The organism is Cryptosporangium sp. NPDC048952, assembly GCF_043197895.1.
Classification (GTDB): domain Bacteria; phylum Actinomycetota; class Actinomycetes; order Mycobacteriales; family Cryptosporangiaceae; genus Cryptosporangium.
This window is the reverse complement of the sequence record NZ_JBICTY010000002.1, coordinates 1,555,280-1,574,957: the sequence shown is the minus strand read 5'-3', so window position 1 is coordinate 1,574,957 and position 19,678 is coordinate 1,555,280. Positions and strand designations below refer to the sequence as shown.

Below are 19,678 nucleotides of genomic sequence, written 5' to 3'. Positions count from 1 at the left end.
TCTAGGAGCCGACGACCGCGGAGTGGTGCCGAAGGACGCGTTCGGCCAGCTTGACGTGGGCGGCGTCGACCAGCTGGCCGTCCACACTGGTCGCACCGAGCCCGGCGGCCTCGGCGGCGCGGTAGGCCTCGACGTTGCGGCGGGCCCGTTCGACCTCGGCGTCGCTGGGGCGGAAAACGCGGTTGGCGATCTCGATCTGGGAGGGATGGATCGCCCACTTCCCGTCGAAGCCCAGCGACGCCGCCGCGCGCGCGTCCGCCTCGTAACCGGACGGGTTGCCGAAGTCGGGGTACGGGGCGTCGATGGCGGCGATTCCGGCGACCCGGGCCGCGGTGAGCACCTGCATTCGGGCGTAGTACCAGAAGTCGCCCGCGTAACCGTCGCGCGGACGGAAGTTGGTGTCCACGCGCGCCTCCTGCGAGACCGAAAGGTCACCGGCGCCGAAGATGACGGCGTCCAGCCGGGGGCTGGCAGTGGCGATGTCCTCGGCGTGCGCAACCCCGGCGACGTCCTCGATCAGCACTTCGAGGCGGATCTTCGTGCGCAGGCCGAGGTCCTCCTCCAGCTGGCTGAGCAGAACGTCGACCCACCACACGTCCCGGCCGGCGGTGGCCTTCGGCACGATGAGCGTGTCGAGGTTCTCCCTGGCCCCGGTGACGACCTCGACGATGTCGCCGTAAGCCCACTTCGTGCCGATCCCGTTGATGCGCACCGCGCGCACGGTGGTGCCCCAGTCGAGCTCGTTGAGCCCGCGGACGGCGCCGGCCCTGGCCTGCTCGCGAAGGTGCGGCGCGACCGCGTCCTCCAGATCGAGGAAAACCAGATCGGCGTCGGACGCGGCGGCTTTGGCGATCATCTTGTCGCTGGTGGCCGGGGTGGCCAGCTCCGACCGGCGTAGCGGGCGGGCCTCAGGCATCGGTGGTCTCCGTGAACAGGTTCCGCGGCCGCTCCAGGCCGAGGTTCTCGCGCAGGGTGTCGCCGGTGTACTCGCTGCGGACCAGGCCGCGGGCGCGGAGCTCGGGCACGACCAGGCGGACGAAGTCCTCGAACGCGCCGGGGAAGTGGGTGGCGGCCAGGACGAAGCCGTCGCAGGAGTGGGACTGGAACCACTGCCCCATCTGTTCGGCGACCTGCGGCCCGGTGCCGACGAATCGTGGCCCCTGCAGCAGGGTCGCCCGGTGGTTGGCCAGGGTGCGCAGCGTGAGCTTCGCGCTGCCCACGTGCCGGCGTACGCCCTGGACGAGCCCGCGGATGCCCGAGACCTGCGCGATCAGCTCGTCGGTGACCAGGTCGTCGAGCGAGTGCCCGGCGAAGTCGTAGTTGGTCACCTCGGACAACAGCGTCAGGGACGCCATCGGGTGGACCAGTTCGTTGAGGAAGATCAGTTCCTTTTCTTTGGCGATCGCCTCGGTCTCGCCGACGATCGTGTAGACCATCGGCAGCAGCCTCACGGTGGCGGCGTCGCGCCCGGCGTCGTCGATGAGCTGCTTTTGCTGTTTGTAGTGTTCTTGGGCGATCTCTTGACTCGGGTCGGCGGTGAAGATGAGGTCGGCCCATTTCGCGGCGAACTGCTGGCCGCGGCCGGACTGGCCGGCCTGGATGATGACCGGGCGGCCCTGCGGGGTGCGAGGCACGGTCAGGGGGCCGCGCACGGTGAAGTATTCCCCCTGGTGGTCGAGCTCGTGGACCTTGTCGGGGTCGGCGAAGATGCCCTGCTGGCGGTCGTTGAGGATCGCGTCGTCCTCCCAGGAGTCCCAGAGCTTCGAGACGACCTCGATGAACTCCTCGGCCCGGTCGTAGCGCTTGTCGTGGGGGAAATGCTCGTCGAGCCCGTAGTTCTGGGCCTCGGTATCGTTCACCGAGGTCACCACGTTCCAGGCCGCTCGGCCGCGGCTCAGGTGGTCGAGCGTCGCGAACGTCCGCGCGACGTGGAACGGTGGGTAGTAGGTCGTCGAGTACGTGGCGCCCAGCCCGATGTGCTGGGTGCTGGCGGCGACCGCGCCGAGCACGGCGGTCAGGTCGAGCTTGATCGGACGCGCGCCGTAGCGAATCGCCTCAGCGGGGGAGTCGCCGTAGATCGAGGGCATCGCGAGCCGGTCGTCGAAGAACAGCAGGTCGAAGCCGCCGTCCTCCAAGGTCCGGGCGATCCGCTGGTAGTAACGAATGTCCAGGTAGTCTGCCGCAGCGCTCGGGTAGCGCCACGAGCCGGAGTACACCGAGACGTTGGACGCCTGCATGAAGGCGACCAGGGTCAGCTGATCAGTTCGGCTCATGAGGTCCTCTCGTTAAAGCTGGACGACGACGGTCTTGGTGGCGGTGTAGGCGTCGAGTGCCTCGACGCCCTTCTCCCGGCCGTAGCCGGACTTCTTGAACCCGCCGAAGGGCAGTTCCACGCCGCCGCCCGCGCCGTAGGTGTTGACGTAGACCTGGCCGGCTTCGAGCTGCGCCGCGAGCCGGTGCGCGCGGCGGAGGTCGGCGGTCCACACCGCGCCGAGCAGCGCGTAGTCGGTGCCGTTGGCCAGCGCCAAGGCCTCCTCCTCGGTGGAGAAGCGCAGCGTGGTGAGCACCGGACCGAAGATCTCCTCTTGCGCGATCGGCGAGTCCGGGTCCGGGCCGTCGATGAGGGTGGGTTCGAAGAAGGCGCCCTTGGTGACGCCGTCCGGTTCGGCGACCGAACCGCCGCAAACGAGCGTGCCGCCGTGCGGCGACTCGACGAACGCACTCACGCGGTCCTGCTGCCCGCGCGAGACCAGCGGCCCCAGGCCGGGGTCGTCCAGACCCGGGCCGATGGTCACGGTGGCGAAGTGCCGCGCGATGCGGTCAACCACCTCGTCATGGACGGATTCGTGGACGAGCACCCGGGAACCGGCCGAGCAGGTCTGTCCGGCGTTCTGCAAGATCGCGGCCGCGGCCACCTGCGCCGCCCGGGAGACGTCGGCGTCGGCGAAGATCAGGTGCGCGGACTTGCCCCCCAGCTCCAGCGTCGCCGGAGCCACCCGCTCGGCGGCCGCGACGGCGACCAGGCTGCCGACCCGGGTCGAGCCGACGAACCCCAGGTGGCGCACGCCCGGGTGGTCGGCCAGCGCGGTGCCGGCCTCCGGCCCGAGACCGGTGACGACGTTGAACACCCCGGGCGGGAAGCCGGCCCGGCTCGCGAGCCGCGCCACCGCCACGGCGGTGCGCGGGGTCTCGTCGGCAGGCTTGACCACCGCGCAGTTGCCGGTGGCGACGGCCGGGGCCACCCCCCGGCCGAGCAGTTGCAACGGGTAGTTCCAGGCCAGGATGTGGCCAGTGACGCCGTGCGGCTCGCGCCGGGTGTAGACGTGCAGGTCGTCTCGCAGCGGGATGCTCAGGCCGTAGTAGGAGTCGATCGCGCGTCCGTAGAAGCGGAAGTAGCGCGCGCAGACCTTCGCGTCGTTGCGGGACTGCGACAACGGCTTGCCCGAGTCGGCGCTCTCCAGCCGGGCGAGCTCCTCGGCGTCGCCTTCGATGAGGTCGGCGAGCGTGCAGAGTAGATCCGCGCGGTGCTCGGGCGTGGTCGCGCGCCAGCTGCGCTGGGCGGCGCGGGCGGCGGTGACCGCCGCGTCGATCTGGTCGGGGCCGCCCCGGGAGACGGTCCCGATCGCGTCTCCGGTCGAGGGGTCGATGTTCTCGTAGACCTCGTTCGTGCCCACCGATTCACCGGCGATCCACGACTCCGTGGTGCCCATTGTCTCCCCTTAGATGACGCCGTGCTCGCGCAGCTCACGCCGCTGGTCGTCGGCGAGCCCGAGCAGGCCGCCGTAGATCTCGTCGTTGTGCTCGCCGAGCTCGGGCCCGAGGTGGTCGATCCGACCGGGGGTCGCGGAGAAGCGAGGGACCGGCGCCTGCACCCGCATCGATCCGAAGTCGGCGTCGGGAAGGCTCGGATAGGTGCCCCGAGCGCTCAGGTGCGGGTCGTCGAGGAGTTGCGCGGCGTCATAGACGGGGGCGGCGGCCACCTCGGCCTCCTCGAACACGGTCATCGCGTCGTCGAGGGTGTGCTCGCGAATCCATCCGGCCATGATCGCGTCGATCTCGACGGCGTTGCGCAGTCGCTGTTGCGCCTCGGCGAACCGTGGGTCCTTGGTCAGCTCCGGCCGGCCCACCGCCTGGAGCGCGCGCTTGGCGATCGTCGGCGCGCTGCCCGACATCGCCAGCCAGTGCCCATCCTTGGTCAGGTACACGTTGCGCGGCGCGCTGATGTCCCACCGGTTCCCGGTCCGGACCGGCACCTCGCCGAGCTGGTCGTAGGTCAGGACCTGCTGCTCCAGCAGCCGGGCCAGCGGTTCGATCAGGTTGACGTCGATGAGCTGGCCACCCGCACCGTGGACGTCCCGGTGGTAGAGCGCCATCATCACCGCGTACGTGGCGTGCAGCGCCGCGACCCCGTCGGCGAGCATGAACGACGGCAGCGTGGGCGGCCCGTCCGGCGAACCGGTCAGGTGCGCGAACCCGCTCATCGCCTCGCCGAGCGTGCCGAACCCCGGCCGGTCGGACTTCGGGCCGCCGGCACCGTAGCCGGTGACGTGCACCGTGACCAGCCCGGGGTTGGCGGCGGCGAGGCTGTCGTGGTCCAGCTGCCACTTCCGCAGCGTCGACGGGCGAAGGTTCAGCACGATGACGTCGGCCTGCGCGGCCAACCGCCGCAGGAGATCCCGGCCCGCCGGCAGGCGCAGGTTGAGCGTCACGCTCTTCTTGTTGCGCCCCAGGCTCTTCCACATCAGCCCGATGCCGTCCTTCTGCGCCCCCCACTGGCGCAGCGGGTCACCGCCGTCGGGCTGCTCGATCTTGACGACATCGGCGCCGTGCTCCCCGAGCCAGGTAGCCACGAGGGGGCCGGCCGCGAGGGTGGCCGCGTCGATGACGCGCAGACCGGCGAGCGGGCCGTCGCTCATGGCGTGAACCCCACGTACTCGTCGACGCGCCCGGTCAGCAGCCACCGGCCGCCGGACTCGGAGAACCGGTCGTGATAGCGCGCGACGATGGCCGGGGCCCAGGCCGTCCCGTCGAACGTGAGCATCACGACATCACTGGTCGCCTCCGCCGTGTGGTCGTCCCATTTCGTCAGCACGGTGTTGGAGACGATGTGGCGTTGAGGTTTGGCCGGATCGGGCTGCCAGGCCGGTTGGGAGAAGGCCGCCCGGATGGCATCGGCGCCGGTCAGCGTGGCGATACCAGGGATCTCCACGATCGCGTCGGCACGGTAGAGGGCGACCATGTCCTCGACGCGGCCGTCGTCCTGGGCCTGCGAGTGCGCCGCGATCGTTGCCAGGACGCCCGCGTGTACATCGGCGAACCGGGCCATTACTTGATCGCGATGGGAGTCAGCGGCGACCCGACGGCGCCGGTCACCTTGAGGCCCGTGGCGCTGAGGAAGACCTCGTAGACGCCGTCGGCCTCGGAGTCCTCGGCCAGCTCCTCCAAGTTGAACATCTCGCCGAGCGTGAGCCCCATGTCGCGGATCACCACCTGGTGGAACGGGATCGTCGAACCCTCGACCGGGCTGGGCCACGACTCCCCGGCATAGTTGTCGACGGCGAGCGCGGCGACCTCACGGTCGTGCAGCCAGCGGCAGAGGCCGAGGCTGGGGCCGGCCACGTTGCCGAGGAAGCGGGCCCGGTCGCCCTCCAGGAACCACTTGTACGAGCCGGTGCGCAGCAGCACGATGTCGCCGGACTCGACCTGCACGCCCTGCCGTTCTTCGGCCGCGAGCACGTCGGCCTCGGTGACCGCGTAGGAGTCCTCCAGCCGGTCGACGCCCTTGAGCCGGGGGATGTCGAGCAGCACGCCCCGGGAGATCAGCCGGTCGATGACCTTCGGGAAGTCGTTCTTCATCGCCCCCCGGAAGTTGTTCACCATGCCCGCCGGGACGCCGTTGTAGAAGTAGCCGCCGTAGCCGACGTGCGCCAGGCCGTCCCACTGCGTCGCCGACTGCAGACCGGTGAAGATCATGTCGTCGGCCGAGATCAAGCCGTCTTTCGAGCTCGCGGTGTCCGACGGCAGCAGCGACATGACGTGGATCGGGTTGTTGCGGAACCCCCCGGCCTTGAACGGACCTTCGGAGTCGAACGCCATGCCGAGGTCGAACGTCTTGCCGGTACGGATGAGCTTCGCCGCCGCTACCCGCTTCTCGGGCGTCACGAAGTTGAGCGTGCCGACCTGGTCGTCGTCGCCCCAGCGGCCCCAGTTGTTCAGCTCCTTGCCCAGGGCGTGGTGCGGGAAGTCAGTCATGGGGTTCTCCTCAACGATGAGACATGTACCGGCCGACGGCGGCCATCAGGCTGTCCGGAACGTGGAATCCGTCGTGGTCCTTGATGCGGTCGAGGTTGGTGGCCACGTCCTCGACGGTCGTCTTCTGGGGATCGCTGGGCAGGTAGCCCTCGGTGACGCCGACGAAGAGGTGGGCGAAGCGTCCGGCGCCGGCCAGGAAGACTTCTCCGCTGACCGCGCAGGCCTCGCTGGCGAGGTAGGCGGCCATCGGTGCGACGAGCGCGGGGTCCATCGCGCCGCCGCTGGAGTCGCGGCCCTGTTCGCGCAACGAGTCCATGCCCTCCGACGGGCCACCGGCCATCCGCGTCATCGCGTTGGGGGCGATGACGTTGACCGTGATGTCGTGCCCGGCGGCCGTCTGACTCATGCTGCGGGCCATTCCGATCATCGCCGCCTTGGCGGTGGCGTAGGGCAGGTTGTCGGGCAGGCCGAACATGCCGATCGAGCCGGTGAGCACGATCCGCCCGTAGTCCTGCGTCAGGAAGTGCGGCCAGGCCGCCGCGCTGGTGTTGAAGGCCCCCTTCACGTGTACCGACAGCAGGCTTTCGAGTGTCTCCAGGGCCAGGTCGGGCAGTGCCCCGAAGCGGACGTTGCCGGCGTTGTTGATGACGGCGTCGATGCGTCCGAACCGCTCGACCGCCAGCGCGATCGGGGCGGCACCGCCGGCCGGCGTGGAAACATCACTGGTGTCCGCGACCGCCGTGCCGCCGGCGTCGATGATCTCCTTGACCACGGTCTGTGCCGGGCCGTCGTCGGCACCGGAGCCCGCGATGGTGCTGCCGAGGTCGTTCACGACGACCTTGGCGCCGAGGTCGCCGAGCAGGCGTGCGTAGGCACGGCCGATGCCCCGGCCGGCGCCGGTGACGACGACGGCCCGGCCGTCGAAACGATAGTCGTCCATTGCGGATCCCATTTCAGGCGAAGAAGCGGTCGTAATCGGAGTCCACGGCTTCGCCGAGCATCTTCCGCAGCACCGGGCGTCCCCCGGGGTTGAGCAGGAAGCTCCGCGGTTTCCCGGCGACGTTGGCGCCGTAGAAGTAGCTGTGCTCACCGAAGGACGAGTGCACGGCGAGTTCCTCGACCATCCGGTTCCACTCGAGCTCGACGTCCTCGGGCACCTCGATGGTGCGATGGCCGCCGGCGCGGGCGTGCTCGATCAGGTCGGCGACGAAGTCGACCTGGTCCTCGGCGTATCGCGGGTTGTTGCCGGCCGCGCCGTGCGGGCCGCCGGGGAAGAAGAAGTTCGGGAACCCGTGGCTCATCAGGCCCGCGAAGGTCTGCGGGCCGTCCGCCCAGTACTTCTCCAGCGGCAGGCCGCCGCGTCCGCGCACGCCGAGCCGGTTCAGGGCGCCGGTGCCGAAGTCGAAACCGGAGGCCCAGATGATGACGTCGAAGTTCCGCTGACCGTCGGTGGTCTCGATCCCCGTCTCCGTCACCCGCGTCATCGGCGTTTCGCGGGTGCTCACCAGCGTCACGTTCGGCCGGTTGTAGGTCTCGAAATAGCCGGTCACGAACGGCGGCCGCTTACCGGCCCAGCCGTGGTCACGGGGGATGAGCTTCTCCGCAGTGGCCGGATCGTCGACCAGCTCGCGAATCCTGCCCGCCATGAACTCGCACCAGTCGGCGTTCGCCGAGCCGTCGGTCATCATGTCGGAGTAGTGGCTGATGAGCTTGGAGAATCCGGGGCTCGTCCACATCTGCCGGTAGAACGCCTCGCGGTCCGGCGCTGAGTCTTCGAAGGCTTTCCGCTCCCGCCGCTGGTGCAGGAAACCGCTCTGCGACTCCTTCAGCTTCTCGCGCATCGGCTCGAAGTCCGCCTTGATCTGCGCGTACGCTTCCGCGCCGATCGGCTCGTTGCCCAGCGGCGTGCACCAGTTCGCCGACCGCTGGTAGACGGTCAGTGACGCGGCCTCGCGCGCGATCTCCGGGATGATCTGCACGCCGCTGGAGCCGGTGCCGACGACCGCGACCCGCTTGTCCGTGAAGTCGACGGGGTCGCGCGGGTAGAGGCCGGTGTGGTGCTGGACGCCGCGGAAGGTCTCTCGGCCCGGCACGTCCGGATAGATCGGTACCGACAACACACCCGTCGCGGCCACGACGAACCGCGCCCGGATCGTCGAGCCATCACCGGCACTCACCTGCCAGGTGCTCGACTTCTCGTCGAACACCACGGCGGTGACCCGTGCGCCGAACCGGATCCACTCGCGTAATCCGAGCCGATCGACGGCGTAGTTGAAGTACGCCTCGTTCTCCGGCTGACCAGCGTAGCGCTCCGTCCACTCCCAGCCCTCGAAGAGCTCTTTGGAGAAGAGGTAGCCGTAGGTGTAGCTCTCGGAGTCCAGCCGTGCCCCCGGGTAGCGGTTCCAGAACCACACTCCGCCGACCCCGTCGCCGGCTTCCAGCAGAAGCGTTGAGAATCCGGCCTCGCGGGCGCGGTAGAGCTGGTGGATACCGGTAACGCCGGCCCCAATGACCAGCACGTCGACCTCGCTCATCGGGGATCCCCGGGGACCGGCTCGGTGGTGAAGACCCAGGGGATGCCGAGACTCGTCTCGGGGTCGGTGAGGATCGCCTCGTCGGTGCGCGCGCGGACGGCGACACGTTGTCCTTCCAGGTGTCGCGCGACACGATCGAGGTCGGCGACCTGCCAGGTGATCGTGTGGTAGCTATCGTTGGGCGCGCTGGTGCGCCAGTCGTCCCGCGCGGCGGTGCCCTCGTCGGGGATCGCGTACTCGAACACCGCGTCGGCGAGGTGGACGTAGATACTGGTGGTTCCCAGCACCTCGTTGCGGCCCTCGTGGATCACGGTGCCGCCGAGCGCGTCCCGCACCACTCGCAGTCCCTTTGCGGGGTCGTCGGTGAGAACCGTGTGGTGCGAAGCCCGGACGAGGCCGAGCGGGTCGTCGTCGGACACCGCAGGCAGCTCCCACCCGGGAACCAGCCGGTGGTCGAGCGGGAACGGGATCTGCGGCAGGAACTCGTACCGCAGGCCGGCGCTCTCCGGGACGGTGAAGAAGATCGGCATGGGCGAGCCGGGGGCCGTCGGCGGGGTGTCGGTGTCGGCGACCTCGTCCTGCTGCCCGACCATGGCCACGCCCGCCCGCCGCAGCGAGCGATAGGCGTCGACGATCCCGTCGACGTACCAGCCGAACCCCTTGAGGTGCGGCTTGTCGACGCTCGCATAGCGCTGGACGCCGTCGAGGACGTAGAGCTTCGGGTCGATCATGTCGAACAGGACGTCGTTGATCGGCGTGAACGTCGAGTAATCCGTGGGGTAGCCATCGCTGGCCGGACGGCCGCGTGTCATCTCCGCCATCGGCCGGCTGGTGCGTCCGAACACCCGCTCGAACCAGGCCTCGGCCGCGCGGAGGTCGGTGACGTGGTGACTGGGGTGGTACAGACGGGTCACGCGGAAGGAACTATCGGGCACCGGGGAACTCCACTTCTGACGGCGGGGCGGACGGACTCACCAGGCGACCGGTAGCTCGTAAATGCCGAAGGCCTGCGAGTCCGCCTTGAACTTCAGCTCCTCGAGCGGCGCGGCCAGGCGCAGCGTCGGGATCCGGCGAAAGAGTGTGCTGAAGACGACCTGCAGTTCCACCCGCGCCAGCTGCTGACCGACGCACTGGTGCGGGCCCCAGCCGAACGTGATGTGGTGGGACGCGCGGCGGTCGAGCAGGAGCCGTTCGGGCTCCGGGAACGCCACCGGGTCCCAGTTGGCCGCGGGAAGGCTGGTGATGACACCCTCGCCCGCCCGGATCGTCTCGCCGTGGAAGTCGATGTCGTCGAGGATCGCCCGGCGCGCGTGCATGTGCGGGATCGTCAGGTACCGCAGTAGCTCCTCGACGGCGTTCGCCACGAACTTCTCGTCGCCGGATCGCTCCCGCAGGGCCGTCAGTTGCTCGGGCTCCTGCAACAGCAGGGCCGTGCTCAGCGTGATCATGTTGGCACTGGTGTCGTGCCCGGCGACCAGCAGGATGTGGCCGAGCGAGGTGGCTTCGTCCAGCGTCATTTCCCCGGCCGTGATCCGTTGACCGAGGTCAGACAGAACGTCTTCGCTGGGTGCGTCGATCTTCTTCTGGACCAGTTCGCCGATGTAGCGGCGCAGGATCGCGCCGGACTCGGCGTTCTGCTCCGGCGTGCGGTACAGCCCGTTGATGACGCCCGCGTGCTCCTGGAAGAACGCATGGTCCTCGTACGGCACGCCGAGCAGCGCGCAGATCATCAACGACGGCAGCGGGAGCGAGAACGCCTCGTTGAGCTCCGTCGGATTGGGGCCCGCCAGCATCCGGTCGATGAGGTCGTCGGTGATCTGCTGGATCTCCGGGCGGAGCTTCACCATCCGGGAACGGGTGAAGGAGTTCGTCAGCATCCGGCGCCAACGGAGGTGCTCGGCGCCGTCGGCGCTGTTGATCGAGGACGTCCGTGTGCCCGCGTGCGCCTTCGTCGCCTGAGTGCTGTGCGGGTATCCGTCGAGCGCGAGGTTGGCGCTGACCCGGCTATCGGCCAGCAGCTCACGCTCGGCCGCATGACCGGTGACCAGCCACGGGGTGGTTCCGTCCCAGATCCGCACCCGGCGTAACGGCTTCTCGGAATCGTGCAGCTTCAGCAGTTCGGGCGGCGGCGCGAAGGGGCACCGGCCCGACCGCGGCATCGGGAACTCGGGGAGTTCGGCTGTTTCGGCCATGATCGTTCCTTCTTCCTCAGAACGCCGTTTCAGACGAGGTACCGGCCGCCGTTGACGCTCAGCGTCTGTCCGGTCACATAGGACGCTTCCGCGGAGGCCAGATAGGCGACGGCGTGAGCGATGTCCTCGGGGCGCCCGGGCCGCTTCATCGGCAGACGCTTGGCGACCTCGGGGACGTCGAAGCCCTCGCGCAGCAACGGGGTGTCGACGAAGCCGGGCGGCACGTTGTTGACCGTGATGCCGGTCGCGGCCAGCTCGATCGCCAGTGCCTTGGTGAACCCGATGACGCCGCCCTTGGAGGCCGCGTAATGCGCCATCGAGGGCGCGCCGGTCTGCGCCGACGACGAGGAGATGTTGACGATCCGGCCCCACCCGGCTTCGAGCATGTCGCCGAGGAACGCCTGCGTGACCAAGAACTGGCTCTTGAGATTGACGTCGATCATCCGGTCCCACTGGTTCTCGGTGAGCTCGGCGAACGGCACGTAGTTCGAGATGCCGGCGTTGTTCACCAGGACCGTCACCGGACCGAGGTCCGCCCGGCTGGTCGCCGCTGCGGCGGCGACGGCGCCGGAGTCGGAGACGTCTGCGGTGATCGCCACGGCCTTGCCGCCCGCTGCCTGGATCTCGGCGACGGTCTCGGCGGCGTTCTCCGCGTTCAGGTCCCAGACGGCGACCGCGGCGCCGTGGGCGGCCAGCACCACGGCGATCGAGCGTCCGAGCCCGCGACCGCCGCCGGTGACGACCGCGTTTCTTCCCTCCAAAGCCACTGCGACTCCTCTGCATTGAGTGGTCGGACCCTGTGCGGCTAGCCGCCCAGGACCTCCCGGGCGGCCTTGCGGGCCGCCATCGCGCGCGGAAAACCCGCATATCCCGCGGCGTGATAAATGACCTCGGCGATCTCGTCCTCGGTCAGACCGTTCGTCCGGGCGATCCGGACGTGGTTCTTCAGCTCGTCGTCGAGCCCGAGTGCGATGAGAATGCCCAGCGTGACGAGGCTGCGGTCGCGTCGCTCGAGGCCCTCGCGGGCCCAGAGCTGGGCCCAGACGTTGACCAGGCCGATCTCGACGAGGTCCTCGCCGAACTGGCCGTCCCGCAGGTCGACGTTCTCGTCGGCCGGGGCCTGGCCGAGCACCGACCGCATCGTGTCCAGCCCCAGGCTTCGCAGGGTGGGCGCGTTTTGGTTGGCCTGGGTCATCGCGCGACCTTCCTTTCGGACGAGGCCTGTGCCGTTGCTAGAGCAAAAGATGTATTGCACGACCGTACGAGGAGGCGCGCGTCGTGTCAGCAAAACCGCTGAAACAGTTTAATGATTATCTGAGTTAGCCGGCGGACCGATCGCACCCGCGCGACGGTGACGACGCCGCGCCGACGAACGCCAGGACGCCACCGAGAACGAAGAGCAAGGGGTAGTTCTTCGCATCACCGGCCATGCCGGCGGTGAGCACCAGCGGGGCGATGCTCGCGGCGAGGACGCCCGGTGTCTGCTGGGCCGTTCGGGCAGGACGTCCAGCACGATGGCCTGATCGACCGACGTGAGCCCCACCCGGCTGAGCATTGCTGGCGATCAGGCCGCCGATGAGTCCCACGTCGATTGCCGGTGCAGCATAGTGGCGAAGCCGGCCAAGCCGATCGTGGGCAACGCGACGAGGAAGGCGCCGGCGCCCGGGCTGTTGACGTGACCGAGGTACTCGTCGTGACCCGGGGGCGAGGTCGGCCAGCCGGAGCGCCGGCGAGTAGCCCAACGGGCGTTACGTACGCCATGGAGATGCCCGCCCTGGCCGGCACCGCGTGAAACCGCGGCTGCCGCGGGCCTTAGGCGAGGACGGGCGGTGACGGTCGGCCCCGACGGCGCTATCGGGGCATCGGTGGCCGGGGCCGAGCCACCTCCGTCGATTTGCGCAGAGGACATGGAGGACTCCTCGATCAGGGATGGCGAAGTTGTCGAGGGCGTGCGCGGAGGCTGCAGCGCGCGGCCGCCGCACGAGGGGGGCGAAGTGCTCTCTCACACCAGCTCAGAGAATATGGTTAATGAGCAAGCTGTTTAAACCCTTTGTGCTGCAGGTGTTAGTACGGAACCCCCGAAGCGCGGCGTCAGTGGCCCGACCTGCCGAGCAGGTAGCCGAAACCCCGGCGAGTGCCGATCAAGGCGGGCGGTTGCTGGTTGACCTTGGTTCGCAGCCGCGAGACGAGCTTCTCGATGGAGTTTCCGCTACGGTCCCCACCCCAGAGGTGCCGCCCGATCTGCTCTTTGGTCAGCACCTGCTCGGCGTTGGCGACCAGGTAACGCAGAAGTCGGTACTCCGCTGGGGTGAGGTCCAACTCGCGCGTCCCACGCCAAGCCTGGCAGCGGGCGTCGTCGAGAACGAGATCGGCGTAGCGGAGTTCCTCCCGGCCGGCCTCGGTCTCGCTCGATCTCAGCAGTCGCCGGGTTCGGGCAAGCAGGTCGACCAGGCGGAAGGGCGTCACCACGTAGTCGTCGCAGTTGTGTCTGAGCCGGGAAACCACGTTCGGTAGGGCGTCGTCGTCAGCGAGGACGAGTGCAGGCGGCCGGTCGCCGAGCGGGCGGTGCTCCAGCGTGAGCGCGCTGGAGTCCGAGACCTTGCTGTCGATCATCAACAGGTCGAAGCGGTGCTCGGTCAGGCGGGCCAGCGCGGCGTTGCCGGTCGCGACCTCGACAACGTAATGGGCCAGCCCGAGCGTGGTCGAGAGCACGTCAATGGTTTCCGGATCGTCGGCGATGACGAGGATCCGCTGGCCGTTCCCGAGCACCGGAACCTGCGCTCCGGCGTCGAGGGTCACGCCGACCCTCCGTGCCCCGGCCCCCGCAGACCCAGCAAACGACGACCACTCTCGACCAGCTGGTGGCGTAACACGTCGGCTTCGATGTGCTCGGTTCCTGGACCCACCGCACCGGCGATTCCGGAGAGCACCAACGACGCCTTGATCCGGCCCGCCGGTCCGGGATCGACGTCGGCGAGGAGCTTCATCTGCCGGGCGACCAGTTCATGCACGTCAGGACGGCCGCGAAGGACTTTGCCGACGCTCGGGTCCGCCGACACCGCAGGAAAGAGTGGCCGATTCCGGACGGCGAGCCGTGTGTACCCGGCGAGGAGGTGGCCGGCCCGGGAATGCCGTCCTCGAAGAAGCTCCGCCTCGTCGACGATGGTGCGGACCTCGGTCAGCAACGGCTCGACGACGGCGAACAGCAACTCTTCCCGGGTACGGAAGTGGTGGTACACCGACGCCTTCGTGATCCCGACCTCGTCGGCGATCATCTGCAGCGACGTGCCGGCGTAGCCGTGCCGGGTGAACAGCTTCGCCGCGGCCGCCGTGAGGATCCGGCGCGTCTGACCGCGGCCGGGGAGCCGTACGAGGGACGCAGTCATCGCCACTCCTTCGGGCCGGGGAACGTCAGCGGAACCCAGCCTGTCGATCGACAGGGTGGAACCCTGCCGATCGACAGGGTAAGCGGCTTGCCGACGGGAGGGGGAGAAACGGCGAGATGCTGCCGACTCTCCCAAGAATGTGACCTGGATCACGTCAGCGTCCGGTCAGGTTCTTGTCCGTGACTTGTCAGCCGTTGCTGCTTTTCTGACCGTGTCCCCACTCGCTTCTCTTGACTGACATCCATGCCGCTGAGTGCCGGGCCGCCTCGATGACGTGACGACCAGGTTCCAGATCGAATCGGAGACATCCGTGAAGGCTGCGATTTTCCAGGGCCCGCGCCAGTTCACGGCCGGCGAACTGGACCTGCCGGCTCCCGGCGAGCGGGATGTCCTGGTGCGGAATTTGTATGCCGGCATCTGCGGCTCCGCCGCCGCCGCCGCCGTGCACGAAGCGGAAGCCGGTGGCGGGTTCGGGCGTGAGGTCATTGCCGAAGTGGTCGCGAAGGGCGACGCGGTCGAGGGCGTCGCGGTGGGTGACCGCATCCATCCGGTGACGTCGTCCCGGTCCGCGCCGGCCTCCCCGGCGCTCTCCGAGTTCACCTTGCTGCCGGCCGCGAAGTCCGGCGAGCAGTTCTACCCGGTGAGCAGGCAGATCCCGGTCAAAGCAGCGACGCTGATCGAGCCGTTCCTGGTGGGTGCCCATGCTGCCGGGCGGGGCGAGCCGGAGAACGACGACACCGCCGTGGTCTTCGGTGCCGGGCGGGTGGGTATCGCGACCGCGATCGCGCTGAAGCGCTTCGGCTGCTCACAAGTGATGGTTGTCGACCGGTCGGATCTCCGGCTCCAGCTGGCGGCCAAGCTCGGCTTCGCGACGTGCCACACGGGGCTGGAGGATCTCGCGTCGAAGGCCATCGAGGTGTTCGGCACGGCCCGGTCAGCGAGCGGGATCACCGCGGACGTCGACATCTTCGTCGACGCCGCCGGTGACGACGCCGTCATCCGCACGTACCAGGCAATGGGCCGGGTCTTCAGCCGCATGGTGGTGGTGGGGATCCGTCCGCGGCCGCTCCCCGTGGACCTGACCGAGCTCTGGTCGGCCCACCAGGAGATAGTCGGCTCCGACGGCGCGGGCCCCCAGGACGTCGACTTCGTGCTGAAGGGGATGCAAAGCCCGGAGTTCGACGTCGAGTCGCTCGTCACTCACGAGTTCCCGCTGGGCGAGCTCGCCACCGCACTCGAGGTCGCGAGCGACCCCCACGTCGCTCTGGCCGTGGCGATCAAATTCTGAATCGCGGCTCGGAGCAATGCGGCGTGACATCGCTGCGCCGCGGTCATCGGTCGGTGAACCTGGGACCAGCACGGCACGGGGCCGTCCCGTTGAGCGGCACGGGCCGGCGACAGACCTGCCGGGCGTCCGTACGGTCGACGGCGGCGAGACGTGATCACCGAGGAGTGACGGCAGGTTGCAGCAGCGATGAACCATCTCGACGCGGGCGTGTTCGTCATCAGGGTCGTCGTCGGGGCGACGATGATCCTGCACGGGTGGAATCACTGGCGCGGCGGCGGCCGGATCGACGGCACCGCGAGCTGGTTCGAGAGCCTCGGTCTCCGTCCGGGGCGGTTGCACGCGTGGTCGAGCGTGCTGGTCGAGATCGCCGCCGGCGCCGGGCTCGCGGCCGGGTTCCTCACTCCGTTGTCGGCCGGGGCGATCGTCGGCGTCATGACGGTGGCGGCCGTCATCGAGCACTGGACCCATGGTTTCTTCGTCTTCCGCAACGGCTTCGAGTACGTGCTGATGATCGCGGTCGTGTGCGGAGGTCTGGCCATCACTGGTCCGGGCCGGATCTCGGTGGACTCCGGGCTCGGGCTGAACCTGCCGGACGGTTACGGCGGCCTGCTGATCGCGGTGGTGATCGGCCTCGGTGGCGCCGGTGTACTGCTCGGCCTGGCCTGGCGGCCCGCGCGGGAGCGGGCCCTCGCTGAGTAGCGGCCGCCGGTGAGGATCGGGTTCATCGGCGCGGGCCGGATGGGGCGCGCGATGATCGATCGCTTGCGCCGGGCGGGACACGAGCCCGCGGTCCTGACCCGCCGGCCGGAGGCCCAGGCGTCCGGCGAGGCCGACGGTCTGAGGTGCGCCGACACGGTCCCGGAGGTGGTCCGGGACGCCGACGTGGTGTTCTGCGTCGTGTTTTCCGAGGCGCAGGTGGTCGATGCACTGCCGACGGCGATCGAGGCCATGCCCTTCCGGGGCGGTCCTGGTTCAGCACACGACCTGCGACCCCGCGACCGCGTCCCGGTTCGCCGCCCTCGGTGCCGCGCGGGGGATCGCGGTGCTGGACGCGGCGCTCTCCGGCACACCGCGGGACGTCAGTGCCGGCCGGCTCACGCTCCGGGTCGGCGGAGACGCCGGCGCGCTGGAACGGGTGCGCCCGCTACTGGACACGTATGCCGCACCGGTACTGGCGGTCGGTCCGTCCGGGAGCGGCCAGCGGATCAAGCTCGTCAACAACGCGTTGTTCGTCGCCCAGGTCGGGCTCGCGATCGATGCCGTGCGCCTGGGCGCGGAGTGGGGGTTACCCGTCGAACAGATCTTGCCGGCCCTCGAGCACGGGAGCGGCGCGAGCCGCGCGCTCAGTGCCGTCGGCTGGATCGGCCTCGACCAGGTGGCCGCGCGGCTGGCCGAGCTGATGCTGAAGGACGTCGACGTGCTCACGGCCGTCGCGGCCCGATCCGGCACGGAGTTGGGGCTGCTCGGCGAGGTGCTCGGATCCGACGCCGTACGGACGTCCGTATAACCTGTGGGGACATGACAGCTACTCCTTCCTCCGTGACCCGCCGCTGCGGCGCCGGATGGCCGCGGCCCTGGACGAGCGGGGCGTGACGATCTCACTGGGGGAGGGGTTCGTCGTGCAGCCCGGACGCGAGCTCAGCGACGACCTGCCCGCGCTGGATCTGCTCGTCGAGCTGGGTGCCCGGCGAGTCAATGCCGTGACGATGGATCCGGATCTCTCGCGGAGCGCCGACCAGATCGCGGCGTTCGGGACGCTGCCGCCGACCGCGGAGCGGTCACGACCATGGAATTCGCCCGATCCTCGACCGTCACCGACCTCCCGACGGCCCTGGAGGCCGTGCGTCAGGTGGGGCGGCCGGAGTTCACAATGCTGATCGACACCATGCATGTCGCCCGCTCGGGCCACTCCGCGGCGAAGCTGGCCGGTCTCGAGCCCGGTGTCGTCGGCTACGTGCACCTGGCCGACAGTTCACTGCGTCAACGCAACACCCGGTACCGGGACGACTCGATCGACCGCAGCGTCCCGGGGGAGGGTGAGCTTCCGCTGACCGACCTGCTCCTGGCGCTGCCACCGGTGTTGCCGATCAGCGTGGAGGCGCCGATGCGCTCCCGCGCGGAGGCGGGCAGCTCGCCGGCCGAGTGCGCCCGCCTGGCGATCGAGGGCGCGCGCGGGGTGCTCGCAACGCGGGCGGTCCGGAGCACTGCGGCGCTTCCTCTCAATTCGGCAGCTGCCCGCCGATGAGGTCCGTGTCAATCGCAGGCTGCCGTCGTGCTGCCGCCGATCGGGAGGTTGTGGCATGGGAGCGTCGCTGGTCGCGGTGGCTTATGCCCTGGTGATCGCGGCGTGCCTGGTTTACGTCGTCGTCGTTGTTCGCGCGTGGCGCATGTTGCCGATGGCTGGAGCGCTCATCGCGGCGTCGCTCGGTGTGGCCGGTAGTTCGCTGCCATTGCTGGCGGGCGCGTTGCGGTCCCAGGATCCGGCGGTGAACGCGTTCACCTTCACGAGCGCGACGCTGACGCTGGCCGGGTGCATCGCGATCGGCGTGCGGACGGCCGCGCCGCAGTGGCGGCCCGGCCGCTGGCTGTTGCTCCTCGGCGTCGAGCCCGTGCTGATCGGGCTGGCGGCTGCCACCAATGGCCGACACCACCTCCTGATCGCCGACCCGGGGACGAGCGCCGCCGCCGGGGCGATGGCCGCTCCACCTCCGATGGCGACGTTGTATCTGCTTTACCTGGCGCTGGTGACGATCGGCGCCGTGGCGTTCGTCGGCCGTCAGATTCTCCAGCGCCGGGTGCGCGGTGCGCGGGCCTGGCTGTCCCTGCTCGCGGTGCTTCTGCCGGCGAGCGGCGCCGGCACGTCCATGGTCTCGTACCTGCATGGCGGGATGACCCGCGCCGCGCTGCTCGCGGTGACCGTGGGCATGGTCGTCTTCCTCGGCGGCCTGATCCAGGGCGTCTTCCGTCTGCTGCCGATCGCGCGCGCGTCGATCCTCAACACGATGGACGACGCGGTCACTGTGATCGACGCGGACCGGCGCGTCGTGACGGCCAACCCCGCAGCTCGCGCGCTGGTGGCCCGGCTGGCACCGCACGTCCGGAGGCTCCAGGGTGCGTTGATCACCGACGTGGCATCCGACCTCCGGCTACCCGAGACCGACACATCGGAGACCGTCGACATCACGATTCCGGACACGGACGAGCACCTGGAGATGCGGGTCACCCTGCTGCGTGGACGGCGGGGTGCGGTGATCGGGTGGACGCTGGTCTCGCGCGACGTGACGGCCGCACGCCGGCAGCAGCGGGCCCTCGAGGACTCCAACCGGAAGCTTCGCGTCCAGCTCGAGGTCATCGAGGCTCTCCGCCGTGACCTGGCCGAGCAGGCGTCCCGCGACGCGCTGACCGGCCTGCACAACCGTCGTCATCTCATGGACTACCTCGCGGCCTGTGACCGGGCCGCGGCGACCGGCACGGCGCTGGCCGTCATCGACATCGACCACTTCAAGCGGATCAACGACGAGTACGGGCACCCGGCGGGCGACGCGGTGCTCCGGGCGGTGGCCGAGACGCTGACGGACGGCCTCGGTCAAGCCGACGTGGTCGCCCGCTACGGCGGTGAAGAGTTCGTCTGTGTCTTCACCGGCCGATCGTTGCCGGAGGCCGTCGAGACCGTCGAGGCACTCCGCCGGCGGCTGGCGGTCACCCCGATCCCGGTCGGCGACACGGCTCTCTCGGTGACGTTCAGCGCCGGGGTCGCCTGCGCGGGGGCCGGCGAGCCGTCCGCCGACCTGCTGACGATCGCCGACCGGGCCCTCTACGACGCCAAGCGGGCCGGCCGCAACCGGGTGATGACCGCAGCCCGGGCCGTCTCCGCCCGGTAGTGCGCTAGCCGGTCCCGATGCGGACGCGGGCCAGGTTGTCGATGCGTCCGAAGGGGGTGTCCGGATCGCCATTACGCTGGGGCGGATAAGCACCGTCGCGAAGCGGGTGCCCGGCTCGGTGGCGGTGTGGTGCTGTCGGAGCTCG

Annotated in this window: 20 protein-coding genes and 1 pseudogene; 6 read left to right on the top strand and 15 right to left on the bottom strand. The window is 69.5% G+C overall.

Annotated features, from left to right (window positions below; all coding sequences use genetic code 11):
* Position 1: 1 nt before the first annotated feature.
* The 15 genes from ACGFY5_RS15660 to ACGFY5_RS15590 form a co-directional block, all read right to left on the bottom strand.
* The gene (locus ACGFY5_RS15660; protein ID WP_392720310.1) at positions 2-916 is read right to left on the bottom strand and encodes an HpcH/HpaI aldolase/citrate lyase family protein; all 915 of its coding nucleotides are present in this window, start codon (positions 914-916) and stop codon (positions 2-4) included.
* Entirely contained in the window at positions 909-2,273 is a 1,365-nt protein-coding gene (locus tag ACGFY5_RS15655) for an LLM class flavin-dependent oxidoreductase (RefSeq protein ID WP_392720309.1), read from the bottom strand. Before ACGFY5_RS15655 ends, ACGFY5_RS15660 begins: the two co-directional genes overlap by 8 nt.
* Before the next feature lie 12 nt (positions 2,274-2,285).
* Positions 2,286-3,710 carry an aldehyde dehydrogenase family protein gene (locus ACGFY5_RS15650; RefSeq protein WP_392720307.1) on the bottom strand — a complete coding sequence of 475 codons (1,425 nt, stop codon included), beginning with the start codon at positions 3,708-3,710 and terminating at the stop codon, positions 2,286-2,288.
* Between the two features lie 9 nt (positions 3,711-3,719).
* Positions 3,720-4,916: a CaiB/BaiF CoA transferase family protein gene (locus tag ACGFY5_RS15645; RefSeq protein ID WP_392720306.1), complete on the bottom strand. Its 1,197-nt coding sequence runs from the start codon at positions 4,914-4,916 to the stop codon at positions 3,720-3,722.
* Positions 4,913-5,326 (bottom strand): nuclear transport factor 2 family protein, encoded by a 414-nt coding sequence (locus ACGFY5_RS15640; protein ID WP_392720305.1) that lies wholly within the window; start codon positions 5,324-5,326, stop codon positions 4,913-4,915. The genes ACGFY5_RS15645 and ACGFY5_RS15640 overlap by 4 nt, the downstream gene beginning before the upstream one ends.
* Positions 5,326-6,252 (bottom strand): cyclase family protein, encoded by a 927-nt coding sequence (locus tag ACGFY5_RS15635; RefSeq protein ID WP_392720304.1) that lies wholly within the window; start codon positions 6,250-6,252, stop codon positions 5,326-5,328. The genes ACGFY5_RS15640 and ACGFY5_RS15635 overlap by 1 nt, the downstream gene beginning before the upstream one ends.
* A gap of 10 nt (positions 6,253-6,262) precedes the next feature.
* Entirely contained in the window at positions 6,263-7,192 is a 930-nt protein-coding gene (locus tag ACGFY5_RS15630; protein ID WP_392720303.1) for an SDR family NAD(P)-dependent oxidoreductase, read from the bottom strand.
* 13 nt (positions 7,193-7,205) lie between these two features.
* The gene (locus ACGFY5_RS15625) at positions 7,206-8,786 is read right to left on the bottom strand and encodes a flavin-containing monooxygenase (RefSeq protein ID WP_392720302.1); all 1,581 of its coding nucleotides are present in this window, start codon (positions 8,784-8,786) and stop codon (positions 7,206-7,208) included.
* Positions 8,783-9,700: a glyoxalase/bleomycin resistance/dioxygenase family protein gene (locus tag ACGFY5_RS15620; RefSeq protein WP_392720301.1), complete on the bottom strand. Its 918-nt coding sequence runs from the start codon at positions 9,698-9,700 to the stop codon at positions 8,783-8,785. Before ACGFY5_RS15620 ends, ACGFY5_RS15625 begins: the two co-directional genes overlap by 4 nt.
* Positions 9,701-9,757: 57 nt before the next feature.
* Positions 9,758-10,978 (bottom strand): cytochrome P450, encoded by a 1,221-nt coding sequence (locus ACGFY5_RS15615; protein WP_392720300.1) that lies wholly within the window; start codon positions 10,976-10,978, stop codon positions 9,758-9,760.
* A 29-nt stretch (positions 10,979-11,007) separates the two neighbouring features.
* Positions 11,008-11,745: an SDR family NAD(P)-dependent oxidoreductase gene (locus ACGFY5_RS15610; RefSeq protein WP_392720299.1), complete on the bottom strand. Its 738-nt coding sequence runs from the start codon at positions 11,743-11,745 to the stop codon at positions 11,008-11,010.
* Between the two features lie 38 nt (positions 11,746-11,783).
* Positions 11,784-12,119 carry a carboxymuconolactone decarboxylase family protein gene (locus ACGFY5_RS15605; RefSeq protein ID WP_392720527.1) on the bottom strand — a complete coding sequence of 112 codons (336 nt, stop codon included), beginning with the start codon at positions 12,117-12,119 and terminating at the stop codon, positions 11,784-11,786.
* Positions 12,120-12,297: 178 nt separating this feature from the next.
* Entirely contained in the window at positions 12,298-12,564 is a 267-nt protein-coding gene (locus ACGFY5_RS15600) for a hypothetical protein (protein ID WP_392720298.1), read from the bottom strand.
* A 505-nt stretch (positions 12,565-13,069) separates the two neighbouring features.
* Positions 13,070-13,777 carry a response regulator transcription factor gene (locus tag ACGFY5_RS15595; RefSeq protein ID WP_392720297.1) on the bottom strand — a complete coding sequence of 236 codons (708 nt, stop codon included), beginning with the start codon at positions 13,775-13,777 and terminating at the stop codon, positions 13,070-13,072.
* The gene (locus ACGFY5_RS15590) at positions 13,774-14,364 is read right to left on the bottom strand and encodes a TetR/AcrR family transcriptional regulator (RefSeq protein ID WP_392720296.1); all 591 of its coding nucleotides are present in this window, start codon (positions 14,362-14,364) and stop codon (positions 13,774-13,776) included. The genes ACGFY5_RS15595 and ACGFY5_RS15590 overlap by 4 nt, the downstream gene beginning before the upstream one ends.
* Before the next feature lie 310 nt (positions 14,365-14,674).
* Between ACGFY5_RS15590 and ACGFY5_RS15585 the strand changes: the two genes are divergently transcribed.
* The 6 genes and pseudogenes from ACGFY5_RS15585 to ACGFY5_RS15560 all read left to right on the top strand — a co-directional run bounded on the left by ACGFY5_RS15585 (position 14,675) and on the right by ACGFY5_RS15560 (position 19,533).
* Complete coding sequence (locus ACGFY5_RS15585; RefSeq protein ID WP_392720295.1) at positions 14,675-15,652, top strand: zinc-binding dehydrogenase; 978 nt, start codon at positions 14,675-14,677, stop codon at positions 15,650-15,652.
* Positions 15,653-15,838: 186 nt separating this feature from the next.
* The gene (locus tag ACGFY5_RS15580; RefSeq protein WP_392720294.1) at positions 15,839-16,351 is read left to right on the top strand and encodes a DoxX family protein; all 513 of its coding nucleotides are present in this window, start codon (positions 15,839-15,841) and stop codon (positions 16,349-16,351) included.
* Positions 16,352-16,390: 39 nt separating this feature from the next.
* A pseudogene (locus ACGFY5_RS15575) lies at positions 16,391-16,525 on the top strand (NAD(P)-dependent oxidoreductase); the annotation flags it as partial.
* Between the two features lie 49 nt (positions 16,526-16,574).
* Positions 16,575-17,159: an NAD(P)-dependent oxidoreductase gene (locus ACGFY5_RS15570; RefSeq protein ID WP_392720293.1), complete on the top strand. Its 585-nt coding sequence runs from the start codon at positions 16,575-16,577 to the stop codon at positions 17,157-17,159.
* Positions 17,160-17,438: 279 nt separating this feature from the next.
* Positions 17,439-17,897: a hypothetical protein gene (locus tag ACGFY5_RS15565; protein ID WP_392720292.1), complete on the top strand. Its 459-nt coding sequence runs from the start codon at positions 17,439-17,441 to the stop codon at positions 17,895-17,897.
* 55 nt (positions 17,898-17,952) lie between these two features.
* Entirely contained in the window at positions 17,953-19,533 is a 1,581-nt protein-coding gene (locus ACGFY5_RS15560) for a diguanylate cyclase (RefSeq protein WP_392720291.1), read from the top strand.
* Positions 19,534-19,678: the final 145 nt, after the last annotated feature.